General features: G+C 67.2%; 24 protein-coding genes and 2 tRNA genes. 18 read left to right on the plus strand and 8 right to left on the minus strand.

Annotated features, from left to right (window positions below; genetic code table 11):
* Window positions 1–189: 189 nt before the first annotated feature.
* Together OG394_RS39030 and OG394_RS39035 are read right to left on the minus strand one after the other, a co-directional pair.
* The gene (locus OG394_RS39030) at window positions 190–402 is read right to left on the minus strand and encodes a hypothetical protein (RefSeq protein WP_328992390.1); all 213 of its coding nucleotides are present in this window, start codon (window positions 400–402) and stop codon (window positions 190–192) included.
* A gap of 1,100 nt (window positions 403–1,502) precedes the next feature.
* Window positions 1,503–2,372: a 3-methyladenine DNA glycosylase gene (locus tag OG394_RS39035; RefSeq protein ID WP_328992391.1), complete on the minus strand. Its 870-nt coding sequence runs from the start codon at window positions 2,370–2,372 to the stop codon at window positions 1,503–1,505.
* Between the two features lie 85 nt (window positions 2,373–2,457).
* Here OG394_RS39035 and OG394_RS39040 point away from each other — a divergent pair, with 85 nt between their 5' ends.
* From OG394_RS39040 to OG394_RS39060, 5 genes are all read left to right on the plus strand, one after another.
* Window positions 2,458–3,246: a fumarylacetoacetate hydrolase family protein gene (locus OG394_RS39040; protein ID WP_328992392.1), complete on the plus strand. Its 789-nt coding sequence runs from the start codon at window positions 2,458–2,460 to the stop codon at window positions 3,244–3,246.
* Entirely contained in the window at window positions 3,239–4,777 is a 1,539-nt protein-coding gene (gene gltX / locus OG394_RS39045; protein WP_328992393.1) for a glutamate--tRNA ligase, read from the plus strand. Before OG394_RS39040 ends, gltX begins: the two co-directional genes overlap by 8 nt.
* 3 nt (window positions 4,778–4,780) lie before the next feature.
* Complete coding sequence (locus OG394_RS39050) at window positions 4,781–5,704, plus strand: CPBP family intramembrane glutamic endopeptidase (protein WP_328992394.1); 924 nt, start codon at window positions 4,781–4,783, stop codon at window positions 5,702–5,704.
* 138 nt (window positions 5,705–5,842) lie between these two features.
* Window positions 5,843–5,914, plus strand: a tRNA-Gln gene (locus OG394_RS39055).
* 78 nt (window positions 5,915–5,992) lie between these two features.
* Window positions 5,993–6,068 (plus strand) — tRNA-Glu (locus tag OG394_RS39060).
* Between the two features lie 111 nt (window positions 6,069–6,179).
* Here the strand turns inward: OG394_RS39060 and OG394_RS39065 are convergent.
* The gene (locus tag OG394_RS39065; protein WP_012922430.1) at window positions 6,180–6,899 is read right to left on the minus strand and encodes an IclR family transcriptional regulator; all 720 of its coding nucleotides are present in this window, start codon (window positions 6,897–6,899) and stop codon (window positions 6,180–6,182) included.
* Between the two features lie 133 nt (window positions 6,900–7,032).
* Here OG394_RS39065 and leuC point away from each other — a divergent pair, with 133 nt between their 5' ends.
* The 5 genes from leuC to OG394_RS39090 all read left to right on the plus strand — a co-directional run bounded on the left by leuC (window position 7,033) and on the right by OG394_RS39090 (window position 11,587).
* Window positions 7,033–8,463 carry a 3-isopropylmalate dehydratase large subunit gene (gene leuC / locus OG394_RS39070; RefSeq protein ID WP_328992398.1) on the plus strand — a complete coding sequence of 477 codons (1,431 nt, stop codon included), beginning with the start codon at window positions 7,033–7,035 and terminating at the stop codon, window positions 8,461–8,463.
* A 16-nt stretch (window positions 8,464–8,479) separates the two neighbouring features.
* The gene (gene leuD, locus OG394_RS39075; protein ID WP_328992400.1) at window positions 8,480–9,079 is read left to right on the plus strand and encodes a 3-isopropylmalate dehydratase small subunit; all 600 of its coding nucleotides are present in this window, start codon (window positions 8,480–8,482) and stop codon (window positions 9,077–9,079) included.
* A gap of 307 nt (window positions 9,080–9,386) precedes the next feature.
* Window positions 9,387–10,547, plus strand: coding sequence for a magnesium/cobalt transporter CorA (gene corA, locus OG394_RS39080; protein WP_328992401.1), 1,161 nt, complete (start codon window positions 9,387–9,389; stop codon window positions 10,545–10,547).
* Window positions 10,548–10,612: 65 nt separating this feature from the next.
* Window positions 10,613–10,798, plus strand: a complete 186-nt coding sequence (locus OG394_RS39085) for a hypothetical protein (protein ID WP_328992402.1) — start codon at window positions 10,613–10,615, stop codon at window positions 10,796–10,798.
* Window positions 10,799–10,987: 189 nt separating this feature from the next.
* Window positions 10,988–11,587, plus strand: a complete 600-nt coding sequence (locus OG394_RS39090) for an HU family DNA-binding protein (RefSeq protein WP_328992403.1) — start codon at window positions 10,988–10,990, stop codon at window positions 11,585–11,587.
* 91 nt (window positions 11,588–11,678) lie between these two features.
* Here the strand turns inward: OG394_RS39090 and OG394_RS39095 are convergent, their stop codons facing one another.
* Window positions 11,679–11,885: a hypothetical protein gene (locus OG394_RS39095; protein ID WP_328992404.1), complete on the minus strand. Its 207-nt coding sequence runs from the start codon at window positions 11,883–11,885 to the stop codon at window positions 11,679–11,681.
* Window positions 11,886–11,889: 4 nt separating this feature from the next.
* On the minus strand, window positions 11,890–12,573 hold the full coding sequence (gene cofC / locus OG394_RS39100) for a 2-phospho-L-lactate guanylyltransferase (protein ID WP_328992405.1): 684 nt from the start codon (window positions 12,571–12,573) through the stop codon (window positions 11,890–11,892).
* On the opposite strand from cofC, the gene OG394_RS39105 reads away from it, so the two are divergent.
* Window positions 12,572–13,366, plus strand: a complete 795-nt coding sequence (locus tag OG394_RS39105) for a lysophospholipid acyltransferase family protein (RefSeq protein ID WP_328992406.1) — start codon at window positions 12,572–12,574, stop codon at window positions 13,364–13,366. The two genes, cofC and OG394_RS39105, sit on opposite strands and share 2 nt — an antisense overlap.
* Window positions 13,363–14,367 carry an NAD(P)H-dependent glycerol-3-phosphate dehydrogenase gene (locus tag OG394_RS39110; RefSeq protein ID WP_328992407.1) on the plus strand — a complete coding sequence of 335 codons (1,005 nt, stop codon included), beginning with the start codon at window positions 13,363–13,365 and terminating at the stop codon, window positions 14,365–14,367. Before OG394_RS39105 ends, OG394_RS39110 begins: the two co-directional genes overlap by 4 nt.
* On the opposite strand, the gene OG394_RS39115 is transcribed toward OG394_RS39110, so the two are convergent.
* Window positions 14,364–15,500, minus strand: a complete 1,137-nt coding sequence (locus OG394_RS39115; RefSeq protein ID WP_328992408.1) for an ROK family protein — start codon at window positions 15,498–15,500, stop codon at window positions 14,364–14,366. The two genes, OG394_RS39110 and OG394_RS39115, sit on opposite strands and share 4 nt — an antisense overlap.
* 73 nt (window positions 15,501–15,573) lie before the next feature.
* On the opposite strand from OG394_RS39115, the gene OG394_RS39120 reads away from it, so the two are divergent.
* Complete coding sequence (locus OG394_RS39120; RefSeq protein WP_328992409.1) at window positions 15,574–16,665, plus strand: Gfo/Idh/MocA family protein; 1,092 nt, start codon at window positions 15,574–15,576, stop codon at window positions 16,663–16,665.
* Entirely contained in the window at window positions 16,665–17,672 is a 1,008-nt protein-coding gene (locus tag OG394_RS39125) for a sugar phosphate isomerase/epimerase family protein (protein ID WP_328992411.1), read from the plus strand. The genes OG394_RS39120 and OG394_RS39125 overlap by 1 nt, the downstream gene beginning before the upstream one ends.
* Before the next feature lie 4 nt (window positions 17,673–17,676).
* On the opposite strand, the gene OG394_RS39130 is transcribed toward OG394_RS39125, so the two are convergent.
* Window positions 17,677–18,780 (minus strand): trans-sulfuration enzyme family protein, encoded by a 1,104-nt coding sequence (locus tag OG394_RS39130; RefSeq protein WP_328992412.1) that lies wholly within the window; start codon window positions 18,778–18,780, stop codon window positions 17,677–17,679.
* A 37-nt stretch (window positions 18,781–18,817) separates the two neighbouring features.
* Window positions 18,818–19,420: a TetR/AcrR family transcriptional regulator gene (locus OG394_RS39135; protein WP_328992413.1), complete on the minus strand. Its 603-nt coding sequence runs from the start codon at window positions 19,418–19,420 to the stop codon at window positions 18,818–18,820.
* Between the two features lie 185 nt (window positions 19,421–19,605).
* Between OG394_RS39135 and OG394_RS39140 the strand changes: the two genes are divergently transcribed.
* The 4 genes from OG394_RS39140 (at window position 19,606) to OG394_RS39155 (ending at window position 25,003) form a co-directional block, all read left to right on the plus strand.
* Window positions 19,606–20,832: a cytochrome P450 gene (locus tag OG394_RS39140; protein WP_328992414.1), complete on the plus strand. Its 1,227-nt coding sequence runs from the start codon at window positions 19,606–19,608 to the stop codon at window positions 20,830–20,832.
* Between the two features lie 31 nt (window positions 20,833–20,863).
* Window positions 20,864–21,055 carry a ferredoxin gene (locus OG394_RS39145; protein ID WP_328992415.1) on the plus strand — a complete coding sequence of 64 codons (192 nt, stop codon included), beginning with the start codon at window positions 20,864–20,866 and terminating at the stop codon, window positions 21,053–21,055.
* A 53-nt stretch (window positions 21,056–21,108) separates the two neighbouring features.
* Window positions 21,109–22,242 (plus strand): D-alanine--D-alanine ligase family protein, encoded by a 1,134-nt coding sequence (locus OG394_RS39150; RefSeq protein WP_442914320.1) that lies wholly within the window; start codon window positions 21,109–21,111, stop codon window positions 22,240–22,242.
* A 298-nt stretch (window positions 22,243–22,540) separates the two neighbouring features.
* Window positions 22,541–25,003 carry an HNH endonuclease signature motif containing protein gene (locus OG394_RS39155; RefSeq protein ID WP_328992418.1) on the plus strand — a complete coding sequence of 821 codons (2,463 nt, stop codon included), beginning with the start codon at window positions 22,541–22,543 and terminating at the stop codon, window positions 25,001–25,003.
* Window positions 25,004–25,037: the final 34 nt, after the last annotated feature.

A 25,037-nucleotide genomic window follows, 5' to 3' on the forward strand; every position in this document is an offset into this window, starting at 1 on the left:
TCAGGACACAATCAGCCGCAGGGATCCGCGACGGATAGGCCCGCTGCTTTTGCGGCACCGGATCAGCCACCGGCTTACGCGGGCTGGTCCGGTAGTGCCACGTCGAGCGTGACACCCCGGCGATCTCCAACGCGCGACGTTGTGACCCGAGCTGGCCGGTCAGGTCGACGACGAGCTCGTTCTCGCCGGTCAGGAACCGGACGGATCGTTCGTCGTCCGGGCATCGGCGGGCTCGTGCTCGTTCATCGCATGCAAGAGCCCGATAGCTTTTCCCAACGCCTCGTTGGTGCCCTCCAGCTCACGGATCCGTTTGCTCAACTTCGCAACCTCAGCCGCATGCGCCGCACGCTCAGCCGCCCGCGCTTTCTCCAACGCGGTCCGATTGCCCGAAGGAACACTCATAAGGCCACCTTCTCGCGGAACCAGGCCCCGGTCGAGATCACCCTCGAACACCCCCGACCGCCACCGCTTCAACCGGTCATACGAAACACCCTGCGCCGCCAACCACGACCGCTTCTGCCCATGCGGCTGCACGCCATACTCGTGCACGAACTCCCGAATCTCCTCCGCCGTGAACCCCACACTCACCGTCAACACCCTGCTCCTCACCAATCGCGAACTGACTCACAACCAGCCTGGCGAAGAGGGCCGGAACCCAGAATCTCAGACGTTAACCGCCAAATGCCGGGTCAACCCCTCAGATCGCGGGGGCTAACCCGCCATCTTGGCGGTTAACCCCTCCAAATAGGGAAGCGTGGCTCCGCCTCGGGCAGCGCTCGTCCTATTCCGAGGGTCGGCCTCCGGAATGGGGAGTCGACCCGCCAAGTTTGGCGAGTCCACCCCCTATTCCGAGGGTCGACCCGCGGAATAGGGCGATGGCCGGTGGCGTCGGCGGGACCGGTGGGGTTTGGGAGTGGCTGGCCATTCGCGGGGTGGGTTACCGCCCCGGAATCCGAGGTGGGAACCCACCCGGACGGTGGCTACCCCTCGCCAGGCGAGAGCATTCCGCGACGAAACCCGCCATCCGCGACGGCACCGCCCCGCCATCCGCGAGCGGTGTCGTCCGGCCACCCGTGAATGGCATCAGCTGGCCATCCGCGACGGCGCCGCTCGCCATCCGACTACGGCACCACTCGACCATTCGTGAATGGCATGACCTGGCCGTTCGCCCACGGCACCAGGTGATGCAATCGGGCAGACCTCACCCGTCCCCCTGATAGCCCGCTGCCTTTGGTGGAGCCGGGTCGGGTCAAGGGCGCGTTAGCGTCGGCGGTAGCCGATGGAGCCCTTGACGCGGGCCGGGTTCGCCTGACAATTCGGGAGAACTCAGGGGGACGGGTGCCCACCAAAAAAGACTGGTTCAAAGGTGATGCCGGGCAGGCGACCAGCGTTGATTCGTCCGAATCCGCCCGCCCACGGCAAGTGCTCAGGCGCGAGGTGCTCAGCCGCAAGGTGGTCAGGCGCAAGGTACTCAACGCAAGGTGGTCAGGCGCGCGAGGTGGTTAGGGGAGGAGGGTGTCGCAGAGGGCTACTAGGTGTTGGCGGAGGGGGTGGGCTCGGTCGGCGAAGGTGCGTTGGGTGGTGGCGTAGGTGGCTTTGCCGGCGGGGGTTTCGATGGGGATGGGGTCGTAGCCCAGGGGCTGGAGGTCGTAGGGGGAGGCGCGCATGTCCAGTTCGCGGATGTCGCGGGCCAACTCGAAACAGTCCAGCAAGAGGTCGCTCGGGGTGAACGGCATCAGCTTCGACGCCCACTTGTAGAGGTCCATGTTCGCGTGCAGGCAGCCACCTTGTTCCAGGAGCGGCTGCGTTTCACGGCGAGGCTGCAGGATGTTCAAAGGACGAGCCGGCTCGGTGAAGAACCGGAACGCGTCGAAGTGCGAACACCCGATCCGATGCGACTCCACGACCTGGTCCGTGCCGGACGATCCGAGGCGAAGCGGCCAGGCGTTGTGGCGGACTTCGTCGGCGTTCTGGCGGTAGACCATCGCCCACTCGTGGAGACCGAAGCAGCCGAACTGGGGTTGCCGGGAGGCCGTCGAAGCGAGCAACTGACGGATCCACGTGATGCTTTCGGAGCGTCGTACGGCCTCCGCGGGGTCGATCGACGCGACACCGTCGACCACGCGGTAGCCGCGCTTGCCGTCGTACTCCGGAGCGTTCTCCAAGCGAACCCCCGGGCCGGGGTGCCAGAAGCGCAACTGGTTCGGCCGGGTGGGGTAATACGTGAAGAGGAAGTCCTCGACCGGGTGGGGTTCACGGCGGCGCCGGCGCTCGAGGTGACCGGCCAGGAGGCGGTCGGCGCGCCGTACGTGGTCGTCTCGCAGGGGCTGCCACACAGCCGGTGGGAGGGCGGCCAGGCTGACATTGCTCACCGTCCCACTGTCTCACCCTGGTACGACGGTAGGCTCGGGACGTTCAATCCCCCGCAACACCTTCGTTAGTAGAGGCAGCTCACCCGTGCGTATCGCTCGATTCTCCGTCGACGACGAACCGAAGTACGGCATCGTCGAGACCGACGACCCGGACGGTCTGGAGGGCACGGTCGCCCTGCTCGACTCGGACCCGCTCTACCGCCCGGTGCAGTTCACCGGCGAGCGGTTGCCGCTGGCCGATGTGCGCCTGCTGGCCCCGGTCATCCCGCGCAGCAAGGTGGTCTGCGTCGGCCGGAACTACGCCGCGCATGCCGCCGAGCTCGGCAACGACGTACCCACCGAGCCGTTGATCTTCCTCAAGCCGAACACCTCGGTGATCGGCCCGCGCGACGGCATCGTCTACCCCGAGCAGACGAACGAGGTGCACTTCGAGGGCGAGCTGGCGATCGTGATCGGCCGGATCTGCCGCGACGTGCCAAAGGAGCGGGTGAACGAGGTCATCTTCGGTTACACCGTGGCCAATGACGTGACCGCCCGCGACCTGCAGAAGTCGGACGGCCAGTGGGCCCGGGCGAAGGGCTTCGACACGTTCTGCCCGCTCGGCCCGTGGATCACCACGGAGCTGGACGTGAGCGACGTGCGGGTCACCACCACCCTGAACGGCGAGATCAGGCAGGACGGCCGGACCTCGCAGTTCATCTTCGACATTCCCGAGGTGCTGGCCTACATCACCTCTTTCACCACGTTGCTTCCCGGCGACGTGGTCCTCACCGGCACCCCCGCGGGTGTCGGTCCGATGCTGCCCGGCGACGAGGTCTCGGTCAGCATCGAAGGAATCGGAACCCTGACGAACAAGGTGATCACGCGTGACTGAAAGGCCTGCCCCGACCGACGATGACGTCCTGGGCGGACTCGAACCGAACCAGGTCAGGGTTCGGTTCCCACCCTCGCCGACCGGTCTGCTGACCGTCGGCAATATCCGCAGCGCCTTGTTCAACTGGGCTTTCGCGCACCACTACGGTGGCAAGCTGGTGCTGCGCATCGAGGACACCGACGCGGCGCGCAACACCCCGGAGGCGCTCGCCTACACGCTGGAGTCGCTGCGCTGGCTCGGCCTCCATTGGGACGAGGGGCCCGAGGTCGGCGGCGAGTACGGGCCGTACCTGCAGTCAGAGCGCTTCGCCATCTACAGCGAGATCTCGGCCAAGCTCCTCGACGCCGGCAAGGCGTACCACTGCTACTGCTCGCAGGAGGAGCTCGAGCAGCGTCGCGAGGCCGCGCGTACGGCGGGCCAGCACAGCGGGTACGACGGACACTGCCGCGCGCTCACCGCTGAGCAGACCAAGGAGTACGTCGATGCCGGGCGTCGTCCGGTGCTCCGCCTGCGGATGCCGGACCGGCCGATCACCTTCACGGACCTGGTCCGCGGGGAGATCACGTTCCTCCCGGAGAACCTCGGCGACTACGTCCTGGTCCGGGCCAACGGCCACCCGCTCTACCCGCTGGTGAACCCGGTGGACGACGCGTTGATGAACATCACCCACGTGCTGCGTGGTGAGGACCTGCTGTCGTCCACGCCTCGTCAGATCGCCCTGTACGAGGCGCTCGGCGAGATTGGCATCGGCAACGGTGTCGCGCCCCGGTTCGGGCATCTGCCCTTCGTGATGGGCGAGGGCAACAAGAAGCTGTCCAAGCGCGACCCGGGCTCCGGCCTCGGGGAGTACATGGAGCGCGGCTTCCTGCCCGAGGGCCTGCTGAACTACCTGGCCCTGCTCGGCTGGTCGATCGCCGACGACCGCGACGTCTTCACGATGGACGAGATGATCGCGGCGTTCGACATCCGCAAGGTGAACGCGAACGCGGCCCGCTTCGACCCGAAGAAGTGTGAGGCGATCAACGCCGCGCACATGCGGTTGCTGCCGCCCGCGGTGTTCGCGGAGCGCGTCGTACCGTTCCTCGCGAAGGAAGGCCTGATCGCGGCCGAGCCGACCGACGAGCAGTTGAGCTTGCTGACCGCGGCGACGCCGTTGGTGCAGGAGCGGATGAACACGCTGTCCGAGTCGGTCGACATGCTCGGCTTCCTGTTCATTCCGGCCGACGAATTCCGGATCGACCCGGACGCCGCGGCCAAGGTGCTGACGCCCGAGTCGGGTGCGGTGCTCGAGGCCGCGTCGAAGGCTCTGGCCGACCTGCCCGAGTGGACCACCGAGGCGATCGAGCAGGCACTGCGCTCGGCCCTGGTGGAAGGCCTCAGGCTCAAGGCGAAGAACGCCTTCGGCCCGGTCCGGCTGGCCATCTCCGGGCGCCGGATCTCGCCGCCCTTGTTCGAGTCGATGGAACTGCTCGGACGGGAGATCTCGCTCGGCCGGCTCGACCAGGCCCGCGAGGGCCTCAGTACGGACTGAGTCATGGCCTACAACGCATACCCCGCGCAGGACGTCGTACCGGGTGATCCGCAGCCGTATCACCGGCAGATGCGGAACGTCTGGTTCGCCGTCTGGCGGCCGTTTCTCGGCACGCTCGCGATCCTCTGCGGCTGGATCATCGCCACGCTGATCTGCCTGCTGCCGATCCAGGCGATCAGGCCGGAGGCGGTCGAGAAGGTGGGCTGGGAGATGCTGCTCGCGACGAACCTGTCGCTGGCCGCGTTGATCCCGCTGAGCCTGGGCATGGCGAAGTTCCTGCATCAGCAGCCGCACGGGCTGTTGTCGTCGCTGAGGCCGGGCCTGCGGTGGCGGCCGCTGGGGATCTTTCTGATCGCGGCGACGGTGGTCGAGGTCGCGATGCTCGGCGTCTCGATGCTGCTGCCGGTCGAGCTCGCCACCGAGGTCAGCGGCAAGGCGGACGACGCGACGGCCATCATCGTCGTGGTGTTGCTCACGTCCACGTTCCAGGCAGCGGGGGAGGAGTACTTCTTCCGCGGCTACCTGTTGCAGGCCTTCGGGTCGATCATGCGCAACCCGATCGTCCCGATCCTGCTGACCGCGCTGATCTTCACGCTGTTCCATGGTGTGTGGCCGTGGGAGAGCCTGCCGCTGTTCTTCGACCGGTTCGCCTTTGGTGTGCTGGCCGGTGTGCTGGTGGTCCGCACAGGTGGTCTGGAGGCCGCCATCGCGGTGCATGCGGTCAACAACATCATCACGTTCATCTTCGCGGCGATGACGGACTCGGTGACCGAGAGCCTCGGCATCACCGACGCGCCTTGGTCGTTGGTCGCGGTCGACATCGCGAAGTTCGCGTTGTTCGCCGCCGTCGGCCTGTGGATCGCCCGCAAGCTGGACCTGCAGACGACGGCGCGAGTGCCCGCGCCGCCGTTGGCGAAACCCGTGTGACAGGAGTGACACCGGGCCAGGGGCACCCCGTTTTGCTGCCGGGGCCCCTGGTCGGGTAGGCTCAACGCGCCAGGTTGTGAGGGCGGAAAAAGAAGTAAGAAGCTCTCACGATCGTAGTAAAAAAGCAGTAAAAAGCTTTGGGGTATGGGGTAATTGGCAGCCCGACTGGTTCTGGTCCAGTTAGTCTAGGTTCGAGTCCTAGTACCCCAGCGATTGGACTAGATCGCTGGAAATTAGATAGAGTCCAACCTCGTTGGAAGGCCCGCAAAGGCCGGAAAACAAACCTCTGGCCCCGTTGTGTAGCGGCCTAGCACGCCGCCCTCTCAAGGCGGTAGCGCGGGTTCGAATCCCGTCGGGGCTACCAGAGAAACCGAAAGGCCTCCACCCCGGTGGAGGCCTTTCGGCTTTTCCCGGGCTCACCCAAAAAAGCCCCGGCGCGCCAACTGTGGTGTGCCGGGGCTTTTGCGTGCGGGCGTTATTCGGAGGCGCGGCGGAGGGCTTCGGAGAGGCGTTCCGCGGCGGCCATGACGGCGGGGGCGTGCATGCGGCCAGGTTGGCGGGAGAGGCGCTCGATCGGGCCCGAGACCGAGACGGCCGCGATGACCTTGCCGGAGGGGGAGCGGACTGGCGCCGAGACGGAGGCGACGCCTTGTTCGCGTTCGCCCACGCTGTGCGCCCAGCCACGACGTCGTACGCCGGCCAGCGCCGCCGCGTTGAAGGTGGCGTTGTGGAGGCCGCGGTGCATGCGCTCCGGGTCCTCCCAGGCAAGCAGTATTTGAGCGGCGGATCCCGCGGCCATCGTGAGCTGGCTGCCGACCGGCACGGTGTCGCGCAGACCCGACGGGCGCTCGGCGGCAGCCACACAGACCCGGTATTCACCTTGGCGGCGGAACAGCTGCGCCGATTCGCCGGTGATGTCGCGGAGCCTGGCCAGCACCGGGCCGGCGGTCGCGAGCAGCCGGTCCTCGCCGGCCGCCGAGGCGAGCTCGCTGAGCCGCGGACCGAGCACGAAACGCCCCTGCATGTCGCGGCCGACGAGCCGGTGATGCTCGAGGGCGACCGCGAGACGATGGGCGGTGGGGCGGGCGAGTCCGGTAGCCGCTACGAGTCCGGCCAGGGTCGCCGGTCCGGACTCGAGTGCGGACAGCACGAGAGCTGCTTTGTCGAGAACGCCGACTCCGCTAGAGTTGTCCATGAGACGATATTGCCGTCTCGAATCGTGGAACGCAAGTCGCCAGACGAGGCGGCACGGGAGCACTGTGGCTATCTGGGGTTAACCCAGCAGTCAAGTCGCAGCCACCTCAACAATCATCGTAGGGAGCAGTCTGATGGGTCGGACGTTGTCGGAGAAGGTCTGGGACGCGCATGTCGTGCGCCATGCCGACGGAGAGCCCGACCTCCTTTACATCGACCTCCACCTGGTGCACGAGGTCACGAGCCCGCAGGCCTTCGACGGGCTGCGGCTGGCCGGCCGCCAGGTCCGCCGCCCGGACCTGACCATCGCGACCGAGGACCACAACGTCCCGACGTACGACGTGGACAAGCCGATCGCGGACCCGGTCTCGAAGACCCAGGTCGACACCCTGCGGAAGAACGCGGCCGAGTTCGGCATCCGGATCCACACGCTGGGCGATCCCGACCAGGGCGTCGTGCACGTGATCGGCCCGCAGCTCGGGCTGACCCAGCCGGGCATGACCGTGGTCTGCGGTGACAGCCACACGTCGACCCACGGCGCGTTCGGCGCGATCGCCTTCGGTATCGGCACGAGTGAGGTCGAGCACGTGCTCGCCACTCAGACCCTGATGCAGGCCCGTCCCAAGACGATGGCGGTGACCGTAGATGGCGTGCTGCCCGACGGTGTTTCCGCCAAGGACCTGGTGCTGTCGTTGATCGCCCAGGTAGGTACGGGCGGCGGCCAGGGCTACATCGTGGAGTACCGCGGCGAGGCGATTCGCGCGCTCTCGATGGAAGCCCGGATGACGATCTGCAACATGTCGATCGAGTGGGGTGCGAAGGCCGGCATGATCGCGCCGGACGAGACCACCTACGCGTACCTGAAGGACAAGCCGCATGCCCCGCAGGGCGCGGACTGGGACGCCGCCGTCGAGTACTGGAACGGCCTGGCCACCGACGCCGATGCCACCTTCGACCGCGAGGTCGTGCTACGCGCCGAGGACGTCGCCCCCTTCGTCACCTGGGGTACGAACCCGGGCCAGGGCGTGCCGCTGTCGGCGAACGTGCCGTCGCCGGACGACTTCGACAGCGAAGGCGACAAGATCGCGGCCGAGCGCGCCCTGGAGTACATGGGCCTCACCGCCGGTACACCGATGCGCGAGGTCCACGTCGACACCGTCTTCCTCGGTTCCTGCACCAACGGCCGGATCGAGGACCTTCGTGCCGCAGCCGGCGTGCTGGCCGGGCGGAAGGTTGCCGAGGGCACCCGAATGCTGGTGGTGCCGGGTTCGGGCCGGGTCCGGTTGCAGGCCGAGTCCGAGGGCCTGGACGTGATCTTCAAGGACGCGGGCGCCGAATGGCGTGGTGCGGGTTGCTCGATGTGCCTGGGCATGAACCCGGACCAGCTCGCGCCGGGGGAGCGCAGCGCGTCCACCTCCAACCGCAACTTCGAGGGCCGGCAGGGTAAGGGCGGTCGTACCCACCTGGTATCGCCGTTGGTCGCCGCCGCCACCGCCGTCACCGGCACCCTGTCCGCCCCGGCGGACCTGGAGCCCATCGACGTAGCCGTCCCGCAGAACGTCTGAGATCGAGGAAGAAGTCATGGAAGCCTTCACCGTTCACACCGGTACGGCGGCACCGCTGCGGCGCAGCAACGTCGACACCGACCAGATCATCCCGGCCGTCTACCTCAAACGCGTCACCCGGACGGGCTTCGAGGACGGGCTGTTCTCGGCCTGGCGCAACGACCCGGCCTTCGTGCTGAACCAGCCGGAGTACGCCGGCGTCTCGGTCCTCGTCGCGGGCGAGGACTTCGGCACCGGGTCATCCCGGGAGCACGCGGTCTGGGCCCTGATGGACTACGGGTTCAAGGTCGTCATCTCGTCGCGGTTCGCCGATATCTTCAAGGGCAACTCGGGTAAGGCCGGTCTGCTCGCGGCACTCGTCGAGCAGGAGGCGGTCGAGCAGCTCTGGAAGGTGATCGAGGGCGATCCGACGACGCCCGTCACCATCGACCTCGAGCAGAAGACGATCACCGCGGGCGATCTGGTCGCGCCGTTCGAGATCGATGACTACACCCGCTACCGCCTGCTCAACGGCCTCGACGATGTCGGCATCACCTTGTCCAACGAGGCCGACATCACGACGTACGAAGCGTCGCGTCCGTCCTTCAAGCCGGCCACCCTGCCGGCCAAGGCATAGGGGCCATAATCGCGTAACATCCGCGTCATAGCTTCGGTGTTAGGCTATGGCGGTTGTCAGGCTACGTCTTTACAAGGCGTTCGAGATTGGGAGGTGAGGCGCTCATGAGCAGCGATCCCTCCAGACATACCGATCTCGCTCGACCTTGACGCGCTGACTTCTCCTTCGTCCAGGTCGGGCCATCGGTGTGCCTTCGCGCATGCCGGTGGCCCGAGGCGCTTTTCAGTGGCAGTGCTGTGACCTGCCACGGGGTCGGGCAGATGGTCGCCCACTTCACCCGTCTCGCCTTCAGACCTGGAGGACTGCCATGTCCGACCTGCGCCTGCGCACGCTTCGTGCCTTCGGCCGTACCCCTTCCCTTCGCGCCGCCGCGCGCCGTTATGCCAGTGGCGTTCCGGCCCAGCCCGAACCGGTGGTTGAGCCCGCGAAGAAGCCGTTGCCCAAGGGGCACAGCGTGGTCGACAGTGCGATCTACTCCGGTGGTTGCCGGGTCGCGTCACCGGCCACGTTGGCCGAGACGTACCAGGGTTTGCACGAGACGCCCGGCAGTCTGGCCTGGATCGGCCTGTATCGCCCGGACAGGCGCGAACTCGCCTCGCTGGCGCAGGAGTTCGACCTGCACGAGCTGGCCATCGAGGACGCCATCCAGGCCCACCAGCGGCCGAAGCTCGAGCGGTACGGCGACACCCTGTTCGTCGTACTGAAGGCTGCTCGCTATCGGGACGAGACCGAGGAGGTCGAGTTCGGCGAGGTGCACTTGTTCGTCGGGCCGGACTTCGTCGTGACGGTTCGCCATGCCGAGGCGCCGAACCTTGCCGCCGTACGGCGCCGGGTGGAACGCGATCCCGAGCTGCTGCTGCGCGGCACCGAGGCGGTTCTCTACGCGATCATGGACAAGGTCGTCGACGGGTATGCGCCGGTCGTCGCCGGTCTCGAGAACGACATCGACGAGATCGAGACCGAGGTGTTCCGTGGCGATCCGAAGGTGTCGCGGCGCATCTACGAGTTGTCCCGCGAGGTGATCGAGTTCCAGCGCGCGACCCGGCCGCTGATCGGAATCCTCGAGCAACTACGCAAGGGCTTCGACAAGTACAAGGTGGACGAGGAACTGCAGCGCTCGCTGCGAGATGTCGCCGACCACGTCACCCAGGTGGTGGAGAAGGTCGACGCCTTCCGCGAACTGCTGCGCGACATCCTGACCGTGAACGCCACTTTGGTCGCGCAGAAGCAGAACGAGGAGATGAAGAGCCTCACCGTCGCGAGCAACAGCCAGAACGAAGAGGTGAAGAAGATCTCAGCGTGGGCGGCGATCCTGTTCGCGCCGACGTTGATCGGCACGGTCTATGGCATGAACTTCGACGTGATGCCGGAACGGGACTGGACCTACGGATATCCCTTCGCCGTAGCGCTGATGGGCCTGGTCTGCGTAACTTTGCATCAGGTCTTCAAGCGGCGTGGTTGGTTGTAGGCCGGGGAGGTTGTTGGCCCTGGGTATTAAGGTCAGCAGCAACAGAAGCGAAAGGGGCTCCGGCGATGTGGTTGTTCCTGCGTAAGCGGTTGCTGATGTGGCTGATCCTCGCGGTCGGTGTGCCTTTGCTGGACTGGCTACTGGGCAAGGCGAGCGACACGATTCGGGCCCGCAAGGGGGATAACGCGGTGACTCGCGGCCTCGACACGACGCGAACCGGGGTTCGCAAAGTGCGCGGCCGCCGGCGCTGAGTCCTCACCCATGGTCGCCGGTTCGTTGCTCAGAAGGGAAAAATCACCCCTTCCGGGCACCAGAATCGGCGAAATGCCATGAAATACAAGAAAAGTGCCGCGTGGGTGTTTGTACAGGGCGTGAAAGGTCCATAACGTTCCCTGAAGATCGAGCGCGGTGCTCGACACCTACGTTCACGGAGGGAAGCAGTGAACAAGAGTCAGTTGGTCGAAGCGCTCGCAGTGCACTTCGACGGAAACCGCCGTTCCGCCCAGCACGCCTTGGAGTCGGTGATCGACACCGTCCAGCGCGAGTTGACGAAGAAGGGTGGCAAGGTCGCCATCACCGGGTTCGGCGCCTTTGAGGCGATCGAGCGCGGCGCTCGCATGGTTCGCAACCCGCGGACCGGCGAGACCAAGCGCGCCAAGAAGACGGTGGTCCCGAAGTTCCGGGCCGGCGCCGAGCTGAAGGCCGTTGTTTCCGGTGCGAAGAAGCTGCCGAAGCTGGTTGCTCCGAAGCCGGCCGCGACCGCCACCAAGGCCGCCGCCACCAAGGCCGCACCGGCGAAGGCCGCTGCGACCAAGACCGCCGCCAAGAAGGCTCCGGCCAAGGCCGCCGCCACCAAGACGGTTGCCAAGAAGGCTCCCGCCAAGACGGCTGCCAAGAAGGCTCCGGCCAAGGCCGCCGCCACCAAGACCGTTGCCAAGAAGGCTCCGGCGAAGACCGTTGCCAAGAAGACGGTTGCCAAGAAGGCACCCGCCAAGAAGGCTCCGGCCAAGAAGGCTCCCGCGAAGCGCACCGCTCGCTGATCCTTCGCACCACCTGCACTGAAGCACCTTTGCGAAGGCCGGTCTCCCCAATCCGGGGGCGACCGGCTTTCGCCGTACTCAGAGCGTTTTTCTAGGGCAGGGTTATGAAGCGGACGGACGTAATAGCGAGGCTCGCGCCCTCGCCGGACGTCTCCAGCCGCACTCGCTGGCCGATGCGCAACAGCCGGACCGGCGTTGTCGTAAGGCTTTCCGGCCCGAAGGACAGCTCGATCCCGTTGTCCGTCAGTACGGCGCCCGCACCCGTCTCCGCGTCGTACCGGCTCACAGTGGCTTGCATGAGTTCAGCATGCCAGGCCTTCGGAGCCGGTGGCCGCTCCGAGCACCAACGACATCACCTCAGCCGTTTGCGGACCTAGTCCAAGCTGTACGGCGTGCGCGAGGTCTGCCGCCGTATCGACGTCGCGGCGAACCGAGATGATGCCGGGATGATCAATGGGTACGGCGCCCGACGCCTGGTGCGCGAGCGCGGATCCGACCCCGAAGCGTGGATCCAGTTCGACGCCCGGGCCAGCCGCTAACAGCGTCGTACCCGTGCCTGGTAAGTCGATAACGAAGCTTCGGCCTATCCCGCAGGCTGCGAGGACTGACGTCAGTTCAGCCGGCCGTAGCGCGGGGAGATCGGCAGACATCGCCGCAACGCCAGTGCCTTCTTTGGCGGCCACAGCGGCTCCATGCGCCAGCGCCTCGTTAAGCCCAAGGTCCGGCCGATCTGGCTCTACCCTTGCGCCTAGGGCGGTTACGGCCGCCGCAACGGTCGGATCGTCGGTCACGACCACTACGCCGTGGACCATCGGCGTAGCCAGGGCTGCCGCAGTAGTGTCGACGGCAAAGGCCAGCGCGAACTCAGGACGGTGCTGAGGGTAGGCGTCAGCAAGTCGGCTCTTCGCGATCGTCAAACGCTTCACCGGGAGCACGAGGGTCCAGGAAGCGACCTGTACGTCTGCCATCAGGCAGGATTCTCCCATGACCGAAGGTTCGCACGACCGCCAGGAGGCAGCAGTGGAGCGCAGACCGCGCACAGGGTTCTGGTTCGGCCTGGTGGTAGTGCTGGTCAAGCCGTTCATGCTGCTCTGGACCAAGCGCGACTGGCGTGGGATGGAGAACGTACCGCGCACGGGCGGCATGGTCTTCGTGACCAACCACATCTCCCACTTCGATCCGTTCGCGGTCGGGTTCTTCGTCTACGAGTGCCGGCGGATCCCGCGCCTGCTCGGCAAGGCGTCCCTGTTCAAACTGCCGATCGCCGGGCGCATCATCACCAGCGCCGGCCAGATCCCGGTCTATCGCGGGTCCGCCGAGGCCGCTGACGCCTTCCGGGCCGCCGTCGCTGCGGTCGAGCAAGGCGAATGTGTCGGCGTCTATCCCGAGGGCACGATCACCCGCGACCCGCAGTTGTGGCCGATGACGGGCAAGACCGGCGCCGCCCGGATCGCGTTGATGACCGGTTGCCCGGTGATCCCGATCGCGAACTGGGGCGCTCAGGAGGTGTTCGCCAGTTATGGTTCGCACGCCGTCCGGTTGCTGCCGCGCAAGACCATGCGGGTCAAGGCAGGCAAGCCGGTCGACCTGAGCGCGTTCGAGGGGCAGCCGATCACCTCCGACCTGTTGCAGAAGGCAACAACCGTGATCATGGACCGGGTCGCGCTCGAGCTGGGCGAGTTGCGCGGCGAGACCCCGCCGGCCCAGTTGTACGACGCTCGTCAGGCTCGTGAAGACAAGGCTCGTCAGGCTCGTGAGGAAGGTGAGGGGCAGGTATGACCAAAGTGGCGGTGTTCGGGGCCGGCTCGTGGGGTACGGCGTTCGCGACCGTGCTGGCCCAGGCCGGTAATCAGGTGTCGATCTGGGGACGTCGGGAGGCGCTGTGCGAGACGATCAACGCGCGGCACGAGAACACCGACTACCTGCCCGGCATCCGGTTACCCGATTCGATCACTGCCACCCATGACCCGGCGGCCGCCGCTGCCGGGGCCGAGGCGATCGTGCTGGCCGTGCCGAGCCAGTCGTTGCGGGACAACCTGCGCGACTGGGCAGGCGTGCTGCCCTCCGCCGTACCGCTGGTGAGTTTGATGAAGGGTGTCGAGGTCGGCACCACCAAGCGGATGAGCGAAGTGATCGCGGAGTTGACCGGCGCCGGGCCCGAGCGGATCGCCGTCGTCTCCGGGCCGAACCTGGCGCGCGAGATCGCCGAGGGACAGCCCGCGGCCAGCGTGGTGGCCTGCACGGACGAGGGTACGGCGGCCCGGTTGCAGAAGCTTTGCCATTCGCCGACGTTCCGGCCCTATACGAACAACGACGTGGTGGGGTGCGAGCTTGGTGGTGCGACCAAGAACGTGATCGCGCTGGCGGTTGGTATGGCGGTCGGACTGGGCTTTGGGGATAACGCGCGCGCTTCGGTGATCACGCGTGGGTTGGTCGAGACGGCGCGGCTTGGGCGGGCGTTGGGGGCGGACGAGCACACCTTCTCCGGGTTGGCCGGGTTGGGGGATCTGGTGGCGACTTGCTCGTCGCCGTTGTCGCGGAACCGGACGTTCGGCGAGAAGCTCGGGCAGGGGATGACTGTCGCGGAGATCGCCGGCGCTACTCGGCAAGTGGCTGAGGGTGTGAAGTCGTGCTCGTCGATCACGGAGCTTGCGCATCACCACGATGTCGAGATGCCGATCGCGGAGCATGTCACTCGCGTGGTTTCGGGGGAGATGACTCCCAAGGACATGCTGTTCAGTCTGATCTCGCGGTCTGCCAAGTCCGAGCGTTGGGGCTAGTCGCGGTCGAGGAGTTGCTGGAGGACTAGAGCGGCGGCGCCTTTGAGGGCGGCGTCGCTCGTCTCCGAAGTGGTGACGCGCAGCGTGGTCGTAGCCAGTGGCAACGACCTGGCGTAGATGTTCTCCCGTACGCCGGCCAGGAGGCTTTCGCCGGCTTGGGCGAGAGAGCCGCCGATGACGATGACCGACGGGTTGAGCAGGCTGACGCAGGTGGCGAGCACAGTGCCGAGCTCGCGCCCGGCCTGCCTGACCGCGCGGGTCGCTGCGGCATTTCCGGCGCGCACTTGGTCGACGATGTCCTGGCTGCTGGTGACTTGGACTCCCTGCTCACGTAGATCCATCGCGATCGCTGCCGCGCTCGCGATGGCTTCGAGGCATCCGGTATTGCCACAGCGGCAGACGACGTGATGCCCGCCAGGGGTCTGCACATGGCCGAGGTCGCCCGCTGCGCCCTGGGCGCCTCGTTGCAGCCGGCCGCCGCTGATCACCCCGGCACCGATGCCAGTGGCGACCTTGACGAACAGGAGATGGTCTACGTCGGCGTAGTGGCTGGTGTGCTCGCCAAGGGCCATGAGGTTCACGTCGTTGTCGACGAGCACCGGCTGGCCTAGATCCTTCTCTAGCCGTCCCACTACGTCGTAGCCGTCCCAGCCGGGCATGATCGGCGGATGGTTCGGCCGGCCGGTCTCGTGCTCGACCGGACCGGGTAGACCTATACCGGTGCCGGCCAGGGGAGCGTGGCCTTTCAGCAGCTTGCGCGCTTCACGGACGGCCCGGCCCAGGATGCCCTCGGGTCCTTGGTCGATGCGCTGTGCGGTGGTGACGCTGTCGAGGATCGTGCCGGCCAGATCGGTGAGTGCGACGGTCAGGTGGCTGGCGCCGACGTCGATGGCCAGGATCACCCGGGCGCCGGGGTTGAAGGCGAACCGGGCCGGTGGGCGTCCGCCGGTCGAGGACGCTTCCCCCGACTGGACCACCAGGCCGCTCGCCAGCAGCGCGTCGATCCGGCCGGCCACCGTGGAGCGGGCCAGGCCGGACAGCTCGATCAGCTCGGCCCTGGTTCGCGGGCGGCCGTCGAGCAGCAGTCGCAGCAGCGGTCCCGTGCCCGGGGCCAGCAGCGGGCTGGTCGTCATACCGGCACTTTAGTGCTTCAGTGGGCAGACTTCTGCTTGACAGGCGACAAAAGTCCCGCCTAGCGTCCACGTCATGACCAACGCTCTGCGGATCGGCATTGTCGGCGGCGGATTCATGGGCCAGGTGCATTCCCATGCGGCTCGTGTCGCGGGCGCACAGATCGTGGGGGCAGTCGGGTCCTCACCGGACCGCGCAGACGCCGCAGCGGCGTCTACAGGCGCTCTGAAGGGCTATGCCGACCTGGACGCCCTCCTAGCCGCCGACGTCGACCTGATCCACGTCTGTACGCCGAACAACCGGCACCTGCCGGTGACGCTTCAAGCGCTCAAGGCGGACAAACACGTCATCTGCGAGAAGCCGCTCGCCACGTCGGTCTCAGACGCGGCAGACCTGGTCGAGGCGGCTGCGGGTCGCGTCGCCAGCGTGCCGTTCGTCTACCGGTACCACCCGATGGTTCGGGAGATGCGGGCCCGACTCGCGGCGGGAGAGGCCGGGACGATCAGTACGGTCCACGGCAGCTACCTGCAGGACTGGTTGGCCAGTGCGGACGACGACAACTGGCGTGTGGATGACCAGGCCGGAGGACCTTCGCGCGCGTTTGCCGACATCGGCTCGCACTGGTGCGATCTGGCCGAGTTCGTCACCGGGGATCGCCTCGTCGCCGTCAGCGCGTTGACCCGCACCTTGCTGGCGGAACGCGGCGGGGTCGCCGTACGGACCGAGGATCTCGCGACGGCCCAGTTCCGGACGGCATCCGGCGTACTCGGCACCATCGTGATCAGCCAGGTCGCGGCCGGCCGGAAGAACCGGTTGTACCTCGAGGTCTCCGGAACCGAGTCGAGCTTCGGCTTCGACCAGGAAGACCCGGACCGGCTCTGGCAGGGCCGCCGCGACGCGAGCTCGGTCCTGGTGCGTGACCCTGGGACGTTGAGCCCGGAGGCCCTGCGGGTCAACCGGATGCCGGCCGGACATGCCCAGGGCTATCAGGACGCCTTCAACTCGTTCGTCGCCGACACCTATGCGGCCGTTTCTTCCGGGTCCGCGCCCGACGGCCTACCCGTTTTCGCCGACGGCCTTCGCTCGGCGGAGGTCGTGGACGCCGTACTGCGCTCGGCCGCGGCCGACGGCGCTTGGACCACCGTTACCTCTCGAGGAGTCAGCTGATGCCACGCCCGATCACCCTGTTCACCGGTCAGTGGGCCGACCTGCCGTTCGAGGAGGTCTGCCGGCTCGCCTCCGAATGGGGCTACGACGGTGTCGAGATCGCCTGTTCCGGCGACCACTTCGATGTTCAGCAGGCGCTGTCCGACGACACGTACATCGCCGGCCGCAAGGAGATCCTCGAGCGGCACGGCCTGCAGGTCTGGGCCATCTCGAACCACCTGGTCGGACAGGCCGTCTGCGACGACCCGATCGACTTCCGGCACGAGGCGATCCTGCCCTCACGCGTCTGGGGCGACGGAGAGCCGGAGGGCGTACGGCAGCGCGCGGCGGCCGAACTCGCCGACACCGCCCGGGCCGCGGCCAAGCTCGGCGTGAAGACCGTCATCGGCTTCACCGGCTCGTCGATCTGGCAGTACGTCGCGATGTTCCCACCCGTACCGGCCGCGCGGATCGAAGCCGGCTACAAGGACTTCGCCGATCGGTGGAACCCGATTCTGGACGTCTTCGACGAGGTCGGCGTGCGCTTCGCCCATGAAGTGCACCCGGGCGAGATCGCGTACGACTACTGGACCACCGTCGCGACCCTGGAGGCCATCGGGCATCGCGAGGCCTTCGGGTTGAACTGGGACCCGAGCCACATGGTCTGGCAGGACATCGACCCGGTCGGGTTCCTCTGGGACTTCAAGGACCGGATCTACCACGTGGACTGCAAGGACACCCGCAAGCGGATGGGCGGCGGACGCAACGGCCGGATGGGCTCGCACCTGCCCTGGGGCGACCCGCGCCGCGGCTGGGACTTCGTCTCGACCGGGCACGGCGATGTGCACTGGGAGGACTGCTTCCGCGTCCTGAACTCGATCGGCTACGACGGCCCGATCTCGATCGAGTGGGAGGACGCGGGCATGGACCGGCTCGTCGGTGCGGCTGAGGCGGTCCAACTGGTTCGCTCGCTCGCCTTCGACCAGCCGGAAGCCTCGTTCGACGCCGCCTTCGCCACCGACAAGTAGGGCTTTAGCCGAGGGCCTGCTGCAGGTCTTTCCAGAGGTCCTCGGCATGCTCGATGCCCACGGACAACCGGATCAGGTTGTCCGGGATCGTCACGGGCTCGGACGCCCAGCGGCGGCGTCGTTCCAGCATGGACTCGACGCCGCCCAGGCTGGTCGCGTGGATCCAGAGCCGCGTCGATTCCGCCACCCGCTGGGCCTCCTCGGCACCACCCGCCACCTCGATCGCGATGATGGCGCCGAACCCCTGCATCTGCTTGGCCGCCCGCTCATGCCCAGGATCATCCGCCAGCCCTGGGTAGCGAACGCGCGAGATCTTCGGATGCGCCTGCAACCGCTCTGCCAGGTACTGCGCGTTCGCCTGCGCCTTCTCCATCCTCAGCGCCAACGTCCGCATGCCCCGCAGCGCGAGCCAAACCTCCATCGGCCCGGCGATCGCCCCTTGCGTCTTGCGGCGCAGTGCCAACGCGTCGTACGTCGCCTGATCCCGAGTCACCACAGCCCCGAGCAGTACGTCGGAATGCCCGGCGAGGTACTTCGTCACGGAATGGACCACGATGTCCGCGCCCAACGCGAGCGGCCGCTGCAACAGGGGAGTCGCGAACGTGTTGTCAACGGCAACCAGCACGCCTTCGGCATTGGCGGCGGCACAAATCGCCGGCAGGTCGGCCACCTCCATCGCCGGGTTGGTCGGCGACTCTGCCCACAGCAACGCGGCGCCGGGCAAGGCTGCGACGACGGCATCCGTATCGGCGATATCGACCAGCTCGAGGGTGATCCGGCCCGTCTCGGCCTGCTGCTTCAGCAAGCCCGTCACGCCGTTGTACGCATGCTCAGGCGCCACGACCTTGCCACCGACCGGCACCAGGTCGATCACCACCGCGCACGCAGCCATGCCCGAGGCCAGCACCAGCGCTTGCCCACCCTCGAGCTCACCAAGCACGTCCTCGAACGCCGTCCAGGCCGGATTCCCGAACCGCCCGTACCCCGTCGGCCCTCCGGCGACGTACGTCGAACTGAACACAACCGGCCCACTGAGCGCCGCATCGGCCTCAACCGCCGGCCGACCGCCATGCACCAGCAAGCTCGCAGGATCCAGTTCGTCAGTCATGTCAGCATCCTGCTAGCTCGCTGACCCCAAAACAAACCTAGGGCTCGATGCGGCAGGGCAGGGGGAGTTCGCCGTTCGCGAGCAGCGAGAGTGCCTCGGTGGCGATCTCGGCGAGAGTCGGACTCGGGCCGGGCTGGTCGACCCAGGTCTGCACGACCATCTCGATCAGGTCGATCGTCACCGCGGCCGTGAGCGCTGCGACCAGTGGCGTGCGGTTCTCGAGGCGCTTCGCGATCTCGGCCGCGAGCTCGTCGCGCCAGCGCCAGACCAGGTCGGCCAGGTGCGCGCTCAACGAGGGATGGTCCTCGGCCAACTCGTAGATCGCCCGAGTTCGAGCCGGTTGGGCCTCGAGATCGCCAAGTGCCCGGCTGACCAGCTGCCCCAGCGCCTTCTCCAACGGCACCCCGGGATCCCCGTCGCGCATCTCGTCGAGCGCCGTGAACAGGCACTGCTCGACGAACTCCAGCACCAACCGCTCTTTGGTCGGGTAATACCGATAGAGCGTGCTCGGCCCCACCTCGGCCGCGGCCGCGATCTGCTCGACCGTCGTACGCCCGAATCCATGGTCGATGAACAGCTCGAAGGCCTTGTCGGAGATGAGCTGGCGCGTGCGCTCGCGTTTGAGCTCCCGCAGTCCCATCCAGAACCTCCTTCAGGCCTTGACGTGTGGGCAGGTTACACCGGCCTCCCATCCCTCCAGCCGCATCCGGGCTCCAGTTGTGCGGCGACATGCCGTCTGGCAGCATCAATCATATGGAAGTCACTACCATTTCATAGTGACAACCTGATTTCGTCACCCAGGCCTTCCAGCCAAGGAGCCCGCCAATGACCGAAACGCCCGCCTCCCCGCATCCGCCCTTTCCTCTTGGGCGCCCGACCGGGTGTCCGTTCGACCCGGCCTCCGCCTATGCGGCACTGCGCGAAGAGGCGCCGCTGACGAAGGTCTCGACTCCGGCCGGCGTCGACGCGTGGATGGTCAGTCGCTACGACGACCTGCGGACGGTGTTGCGCGACCGACGGCTGAGCTCTCGGCTCGCACCCTCGGACCACGTCGTCGAAGATGCCGACCTCGATCGCGAGGTCGACGCCGGCTCGATCCTCAACCTCGACGGCGCCGAGCACACCCGGCTGCGGCGGCTGCTCACCACCGAGTTCACCGTGAAGCGGATCGAAGCCCTCCGGCCGCGGATCCAGCAGATCATCGACGTGCATATCGACGCCCTGCTCGCGAGCCCGCGACCGGTCGACCTGGTCCGCGACTTCGCCCTGCCGATCCCGTCTCTGGTGATCTGCGAACTGCTCGGTGTGCCGTACGCGGACCGCGACGTGTTCCAGCGTCAGAGCGCTCAGCTCGTCGCCGTCGACGTACCGCTGCCGGAAGCCGAGGCCGTCGCGGCCGAGATGCAGCAGTACATGGCCGGTCTCGTGATGGCGAAGCTCGAGCAGCCTGCCGACGATCTGCTGTCGCGTCTGATCGAGCGGGCCAACAGCACCGAACGCCCGTTGTCGATGGAGGAACTGGTCTCGATCGGCATCACGCTGCTGATCGCCGGCCACGAGACCACCGCGAACATGATCGCCCTCAGCACTCTGGTGTTGTTGCGCAATCCCGACCAGCTCAAGGTTCTCCAGGAGCACCCGGAGCTCGCTCCCACCGCCACGGAGGAACTGCTGCGGTACCTCTCGGTGGTCCAGTTCGGCGTATTCCGTCAGGTCACCGAGGACATGGAGCTCGCGTCGGAGCAGCTCAAGGCGGGCGAGTTCCTGATCGCGGCGTTGTCGGCGGGCAATCGCGACGAGTCGGTCTATCCCGCCGCCGACCAGGTCGACCTGAGCCGGCGGGCGTCCACTCATCTGGCCTTCGGGTTCGGGCCGCATCAGTGCCTTGGGCAACAACTCGCGCGGGTCGAACTGCAGGAGGTCTTCACCCGGCTCTACCGGCGGATTCCGACGCTGCGACTGGCCGTGCCGTTCGAGGAGATCGACTTCAAGCACAACACCCTTGTGTACGGCGTGAAGGCCCTGCCGGTCACCTGGGACGACCCGCGATGACGCGCCGCACGACCGGACGAAGGAGAAGACCGTGGATGTGACCATCGACCAAGACGGCTGTGTCGGAGCGGGCCAATGCGTGCTCGCGGCGCCGGGGGTCTTCGACCAGCGCGACTTCGACGGCGTCGCCTTCATCCTCAAGGAGCCCGACCCCGACCAGCACGACGCCACCCGCGACGCCGCACTCCACTGCCCCGCCCAGGCGATCCAGCTCCTCGAATAACCCGGTGATCCAAGGGCGCGAGTGTGCGGATCACCTCGGCCGCTAGGGTCGGTTTGGTGAGTCAGACCACAGAAGAACCCCGCAAGCCCCGAGTCGCCATCGTTTTCGGCGGCCGATCGAGTGAGCACGCGATCTCCTGTATCACTGCGGCCAACGTGCTCCGGGTGATCGATCGCGACAAGTACGACGTGGTCCCGATCGGCATCAGCACCGAGGGCCAGTGGGTGCTCGAAAGCTCCGATCCGGCCCATCTCGCCCTGACCGATGGCCGGCTGCCGACGGTCGACATCGCCGCGGCGCCGGTGTTGTTCGGTAGCAATCGCGAGTTGGTCGTCAGCGAGGCGGACCAGGTCCCGCAGACCCTTGGCGAGATGGACGTGATCTTCCCGCTGCTGCACGGTCCGTGGGGCGAGGACGGCACGATCCAGGGCATGTTCGAGATGGCGGACATGCGGTATGTCGGCGCGGGCGTACTCGCGAGCGCCGTCGGCATGGACAAGCACTACATGAAGGTCATCTTCGAGGCCGCCGGACTGGAGGTCACGCCGTACGTCGTCATCCGTGCCCGCGATTGGCAGCGGGACGCCCAGTCCCGTCGCGAGGCCGTCGGCAAACTCGGCTACCCGGTGTTCGTGAAGCCCGCTCGCGGTGGTTCCAGCCTCGGCGTGAGCAAGGTCAACGGCCCGGACGAGCTGGATGACGCCGTCGCCGTGGCCCAGCGGCACGACCCGAAGGTGATCGTCGAAGCGTCGGCCACCCGCCCGCGCGAGATCGAGGTCGGCATCCTCGGCCGGGTCGACGGTGAGCCTGCCGATGTCAGCGTCTGCGCCGAAATCGTGGTGCAGGGCGGTGGGCACGACTTCTACGACTTCGAGACCAAGTACCTCCCGGAGGGCGAGCAGTTCACCACCCTCAGCGTGCCGGCCGACCTGCCGCCCGCGATCGCCGAGGAGATCCGCGCCAAGGCTCTGATCGCCTTCGACGCGATCGAGTGCGAAGGCCTCGCCCGGGTCGACTTCTTCCTCGACGCCGCGAACCGCGTGATCGTCAACGAGATCAACACCATGCCCGGCTTCACCCCGCAGTCCATGTTCCCGCGTGTCTGGGCGGCAAGCGGCATCGACTACACCGAACTGGTCGACCGCCTCATCACCCTCGCCCTGACCCGCCCAACCGGCCTGCGCTAGCTCCCTTTTCATACTTTCCTCGCCTCATCCGTTCGCCTCGTTTCGTTCATTCGCGGCCCTTCGTTGCTGCCACCTTCCGTGCTGCGCGTGGGCCCCGGCTCGGTGGTCCGGGGCCCAGGGGTCAGTGGCTCACGGCAACCACCGACACCAACCTCGTCAGTCGCTCCGGGGAAGCTCCCGAGTTGGGTTGGCGCAGAGAAGGTACGTGTTTTCGATGCTGATATCAGAGCTGAAATTGCCTTGTGGATAACGCCTTTCGGGTTTTGACTCGAACATGTGCTCGACTATAATCGAGCACATGTTCGACATCGACCTGAGTGAGCTCAGCCCCGCGGAGCAGTTGTCCGCGCTGGGCGAGTTCCGCTTGGGCCGCGATCGGATGGAGGTGCGCATTCTCGAGGGGGCTGTCGCTTTCGCTGACGGTCATGCCGAGGCGCGGCCGTCGACGGCAGCTGGTGGCGGTGGCCCGGTTGAGGGGTTGCCGGGCAGGGAGCGGTTGACGGTGTATGGCGGTGAGGGCTGTCCGGAGGTGGGTGAGTTCGTGGCCGCGGACCTGGGCGTGGTGCTGGAGATGTCGTCGGTGGCGGCGGCGGGCCTGCTGAGTGACGCGCTGGGGTTGCGGCACCGGCTGCCGCGGGTGTGGGCCCGGGTGCTGGCCGGTGAGGCACGGGCGTGGCGGGCCTGCCGGATCGCCCGTGCCACCGCGGCCTTGTCGCTGGAAGCCGTCGCGATGGTGGATGCCGCGGTGGAAAAGATCATCAACCGGGTCGGCCCGGACCGGCTGAAAAGCATCGTGGACGCGGCGATGTGGCGCGCCGACCCCGACCGTGCCCAGGCCCAGGCCGAAGAAATGGCCCGCTCACGCGGTGTCTGGGTGGGCCGATCCGACTCCCTGGGCACCAACACCTTGTTCGTGCGGGCCGCGACCGGCGACGTGATCCGAGTCGACGCGACCATCCAGGCACTGGCCGACGCGTTGAAAGTGCTCGGCGACACCGACTCGGTGGATCGGCGCCGCGCCAAAGCGATCGGCTGGCTAGCCGACCCCGCCGACGCCATCAAACTCCTCCACGCCGCCCGCCACCTCGCCACCAACCCACCCCACCCAGCTGACAACCCCTCCACAACCACAACCACAACCACAACCACGACCACGACCGGGCATCCAACAGCCAGCGCCGCGTGTGCCACGAACCCCACCGCCGATCCGGCACCCACCCCAGCCAGCCACGCGACCGACACCGGCTCAGCCGGGTTCTGGTTAGCCGGATCCCAGTCCGGCGATCAGACCGGCGGGCCGGCCGGTCATGCCGACAAGGTGGCCCCGGAGACAGTGGCCCCGGCCAAGGCGGCCGGTCATGCGGACAAGATGGTCGGTCATGCGGACAAGATGGTCGGTCATGCGGACAAGATGGCCGGTCATGCGGACAAGATGGCCGGTCATGCGGGCAAGGTGGCCCCGACGGCGGCCCGGGACAAGGCGGCCCCGAAGGAGGTGGCCCCGGAGGAGCGGCGGCTTGGGGACGCGGGTTGGCAATTGGCTGCGGAGGGATGGGACCAGTCCTACATCCCGGATCCCGAACAGCGCGGGCTGGACGAACCACCACCAGTCGACCAACCGCCACCACCAGACGACCTGGCGGCAGACGGATACCCGCCGCCAGACGGATACCCGTCGCCGGACGGACCGTTGCCTGGCGTTCCACTGTGGCCCGGCGGCCTGCTGCCGGGCGTGCCGCTGCGGGAGGTGCCGTTGGCGGGCCGGCTGCCTGTGGCTGAAGGCGCGGCGTTCGATGCGGTCTGGGATGGCGATGAGTTCCGGCGAGGCTCCTTGAGCCGCCTGTTGGCCGAGATCAAGGACCGTGCTCGCACCGATGAGGTGGCCCGAGCGGGCGGTGGGGCGGCTCGGGTGGAGGTCAAGGTGCACCTGAGCGCCGAGGACCTGACCGCACTTGCCCGCCATGAACGGCCCGCCGGAAGCAACGACGTCGACGGGAGCACCGGGCCCTACGGGAGCACCGGGGACTACGGGAGCAACGAGAGCGAGGGGAGCACCGGGGACTGCGGGAGCGACGAGAGCGACGGGGGCACCGGGGAATACAGGGGCTACGGGGGCAACGAGAGCTACGGGGGCTACGGGAGCGGCAAGGGGGCTGGGGTGATGAGGGTCGAAGGGGTTGGGCCGGTGCTGGCTTCACTGCTCAAGGAAGTCCTGGGCCATGACAAGGTCGTGCTCAAACCCGTCATCGACCAGCGGGAACGAGTCAGCGTCGACCGGTATGAGATCCCGGCACGCATCCGCGAACGCGTGTTGATGCGGGACCTGTACTGCGTCTTTCCGTGGTGCAACAGGCGAGCAACTCATTCGATGGACCTCGACCACGTCGTGCCATACGACAAGGACGGCCCGCCAGGGCAGACCAATACCGCGAACCTCGCGCCATGCTGCCGATACCACCACCGGCTGAAGACCCACGGCGGCTGGAGCTACGCCGTACTGGCAGAAGGCACCTATACGTGGACCAGTCCCGAGGGCGCCCGGTTCGTGGTCGACCATACGGGGACTCGAGCAGTCGAGGACGCGGCCGCGGATGCAGCCGTGGACAGCTGGCCGTTGGCTGAGGTCGATGCGGCGATCGGAGGTCGTGGAGTGCACGTGGCCAGCAGATCAATCCAGTCAGCGGCACCGGCGCAGCTCAGGAAGCGAAGCAAGTGGCAAGCGAGCCGCAGTCGCCATAGGGAAGTCGTCGCGGATGAGTGACGTGAGGCGGGGCACGCTGCCCACCCTCGGGCCG

The sequence above is a fragment of the Kribbella sp. NBC_01245 genome, assembly GCF_036226525.1.
GTDB lineage: Bacteria > Actinomycetota > Actinomycetes > Propionibacteriales > Kribbellaceae > Kribbella.

What these genes read in the sequence shown, in the direction of transcription:
- OG394_RS39030 (WP_328992390.1), bottom strand. Translation starts at nt 402, where the DNA reads ATGAGTGTTCCTTCGGGCAATCGGACCGCGTTGGAGAAAGCGCGGGCG.
- OG394_RS39050 (WP_328992394.1), top strand. Translation starts at nt 4,781, where the DNA reads ATGGCCTACAACGCATACCCCGCGCAGGACGTCGTACCGGGTGATCCG.
- OG394_RS39065 (WP_012922430.1), bottom strand. Translation starts at nt 6,899, where the DNA reads ATGGACAACTCTAGCGGAGTCGGCGTTCTCGACAAAGCAGCTCTCGTG.
- leuC (WP_328992398.1), top strand. Translation starts at nt 7,033, where the DNA reads ATGGGTCGGACGTTGTCGGAGAAGGTCTGGGACGCGCATGTCGTGCGC.
- leuD (WP_328992400.1), top strand. Translation starts at nt 8,480, where the DNA reads ATGGAAGCCTTCACCGTTCACACCGGTACGGCGGCACCGCTGCGGCGC.
- corA (WP_328992401.1), top strand. Translation starts at nt 9,387, where the DNA reads ATGTCCGACCTGCGCCTGCGCACGCTTCGTGCCTTCGGCCGTACCCCT.
- OG394_RS39085 (WP_328992402.1), top strand. Translation starts at nt 10,613, where the DNA reads ATGTGGTTGTTCCTGCGTAAGCGGTTGCTGATGTGGCTGATCCTCGCG.
- OG394_RS39095 (WP_328992404.1), bottom strand. Translation starts at nt 11,885, where the DNA reads ATGCAAGCCACTGTGAGCCGGTACGACGCGGAGACGGGTGCGGGCGCC.
- OG394_RS39105 (WP_328992406.1), top strand. Translation starts at nt 12,572, where the DNA reads ATGACCGAAGGTTCGCACGACCGCCAGGAGGCAGCAGTGGAGCGCAGA.
- cofC (WP_328992405.1), bottom strand. Translation starts at nt 12,573, where the DNA reads ATGGGAGAATCCTGCCTGATGGCAGACGTACAGGTCGCTTCCTGGACC.
- OG394_RS39110 (WP_328992407.1), top strand. Translation starts at nt 13,363, where the DNA reads ATGACCAAAGTGGCGGTGTTCGGGGCCGGCTCGTGGGGTACGGCGTTC.
- OG394_RS39115 (WP_328992408.1), bottom strand. Translation starts at nt 15,500, where the DNA reads ATGACGACCAGCCCGCTGCTGGCCCCGGGCACGGGACCGCTGCTGCGA.
- OG394_RS39120 (WP_328992409.1), top strand. Translation starts at nt 15,574, where the DNA reads ATGACCAACGCTCTGCGGATCGGCATTGTCGGCGGCGGATTCATGGGC.
- OG394_RS39125 (WP_328992411.1), top strand. Translation starts at nt 16,665, where the DNA reads ATGCCACGCCCGATCACCCTGTTCACCGGTCAGTGGGCCGACCTGCCG.
- OG394_RS39130 (WP_328992412.1), bottom strand. Translation starts at nt 18,780, where the DNA reads ATGACTGACGAACTGGATCCTGCGAGCTTGCTGGTGCATGGCGGTCGG.
- OG394_RS39135 (WP_328992413.1), bottom strand. Translation starts at nt 19,420, where the DNA reads ATGGGACTGCGGGAGCTCAAACGCGAGCGCACGCGCCAGCTCATCTCC.
- OG394_RS39140 (WP_328992414.1), top strand. Translation starts at nt 19,606, where the DNA reads ATGACCGAAACGCCCGCCTCCCCGCATCCGCCCTTTCCTCTTGGGCGC.
- OG394_RS39155 (WP_328992418.1), top strand. Translation starts at nt 22,541, where the DNA reads ATGTTCGACATCGACCTGAGTGAGCTCAGCCCCGCGGAGCAGTTGTCC.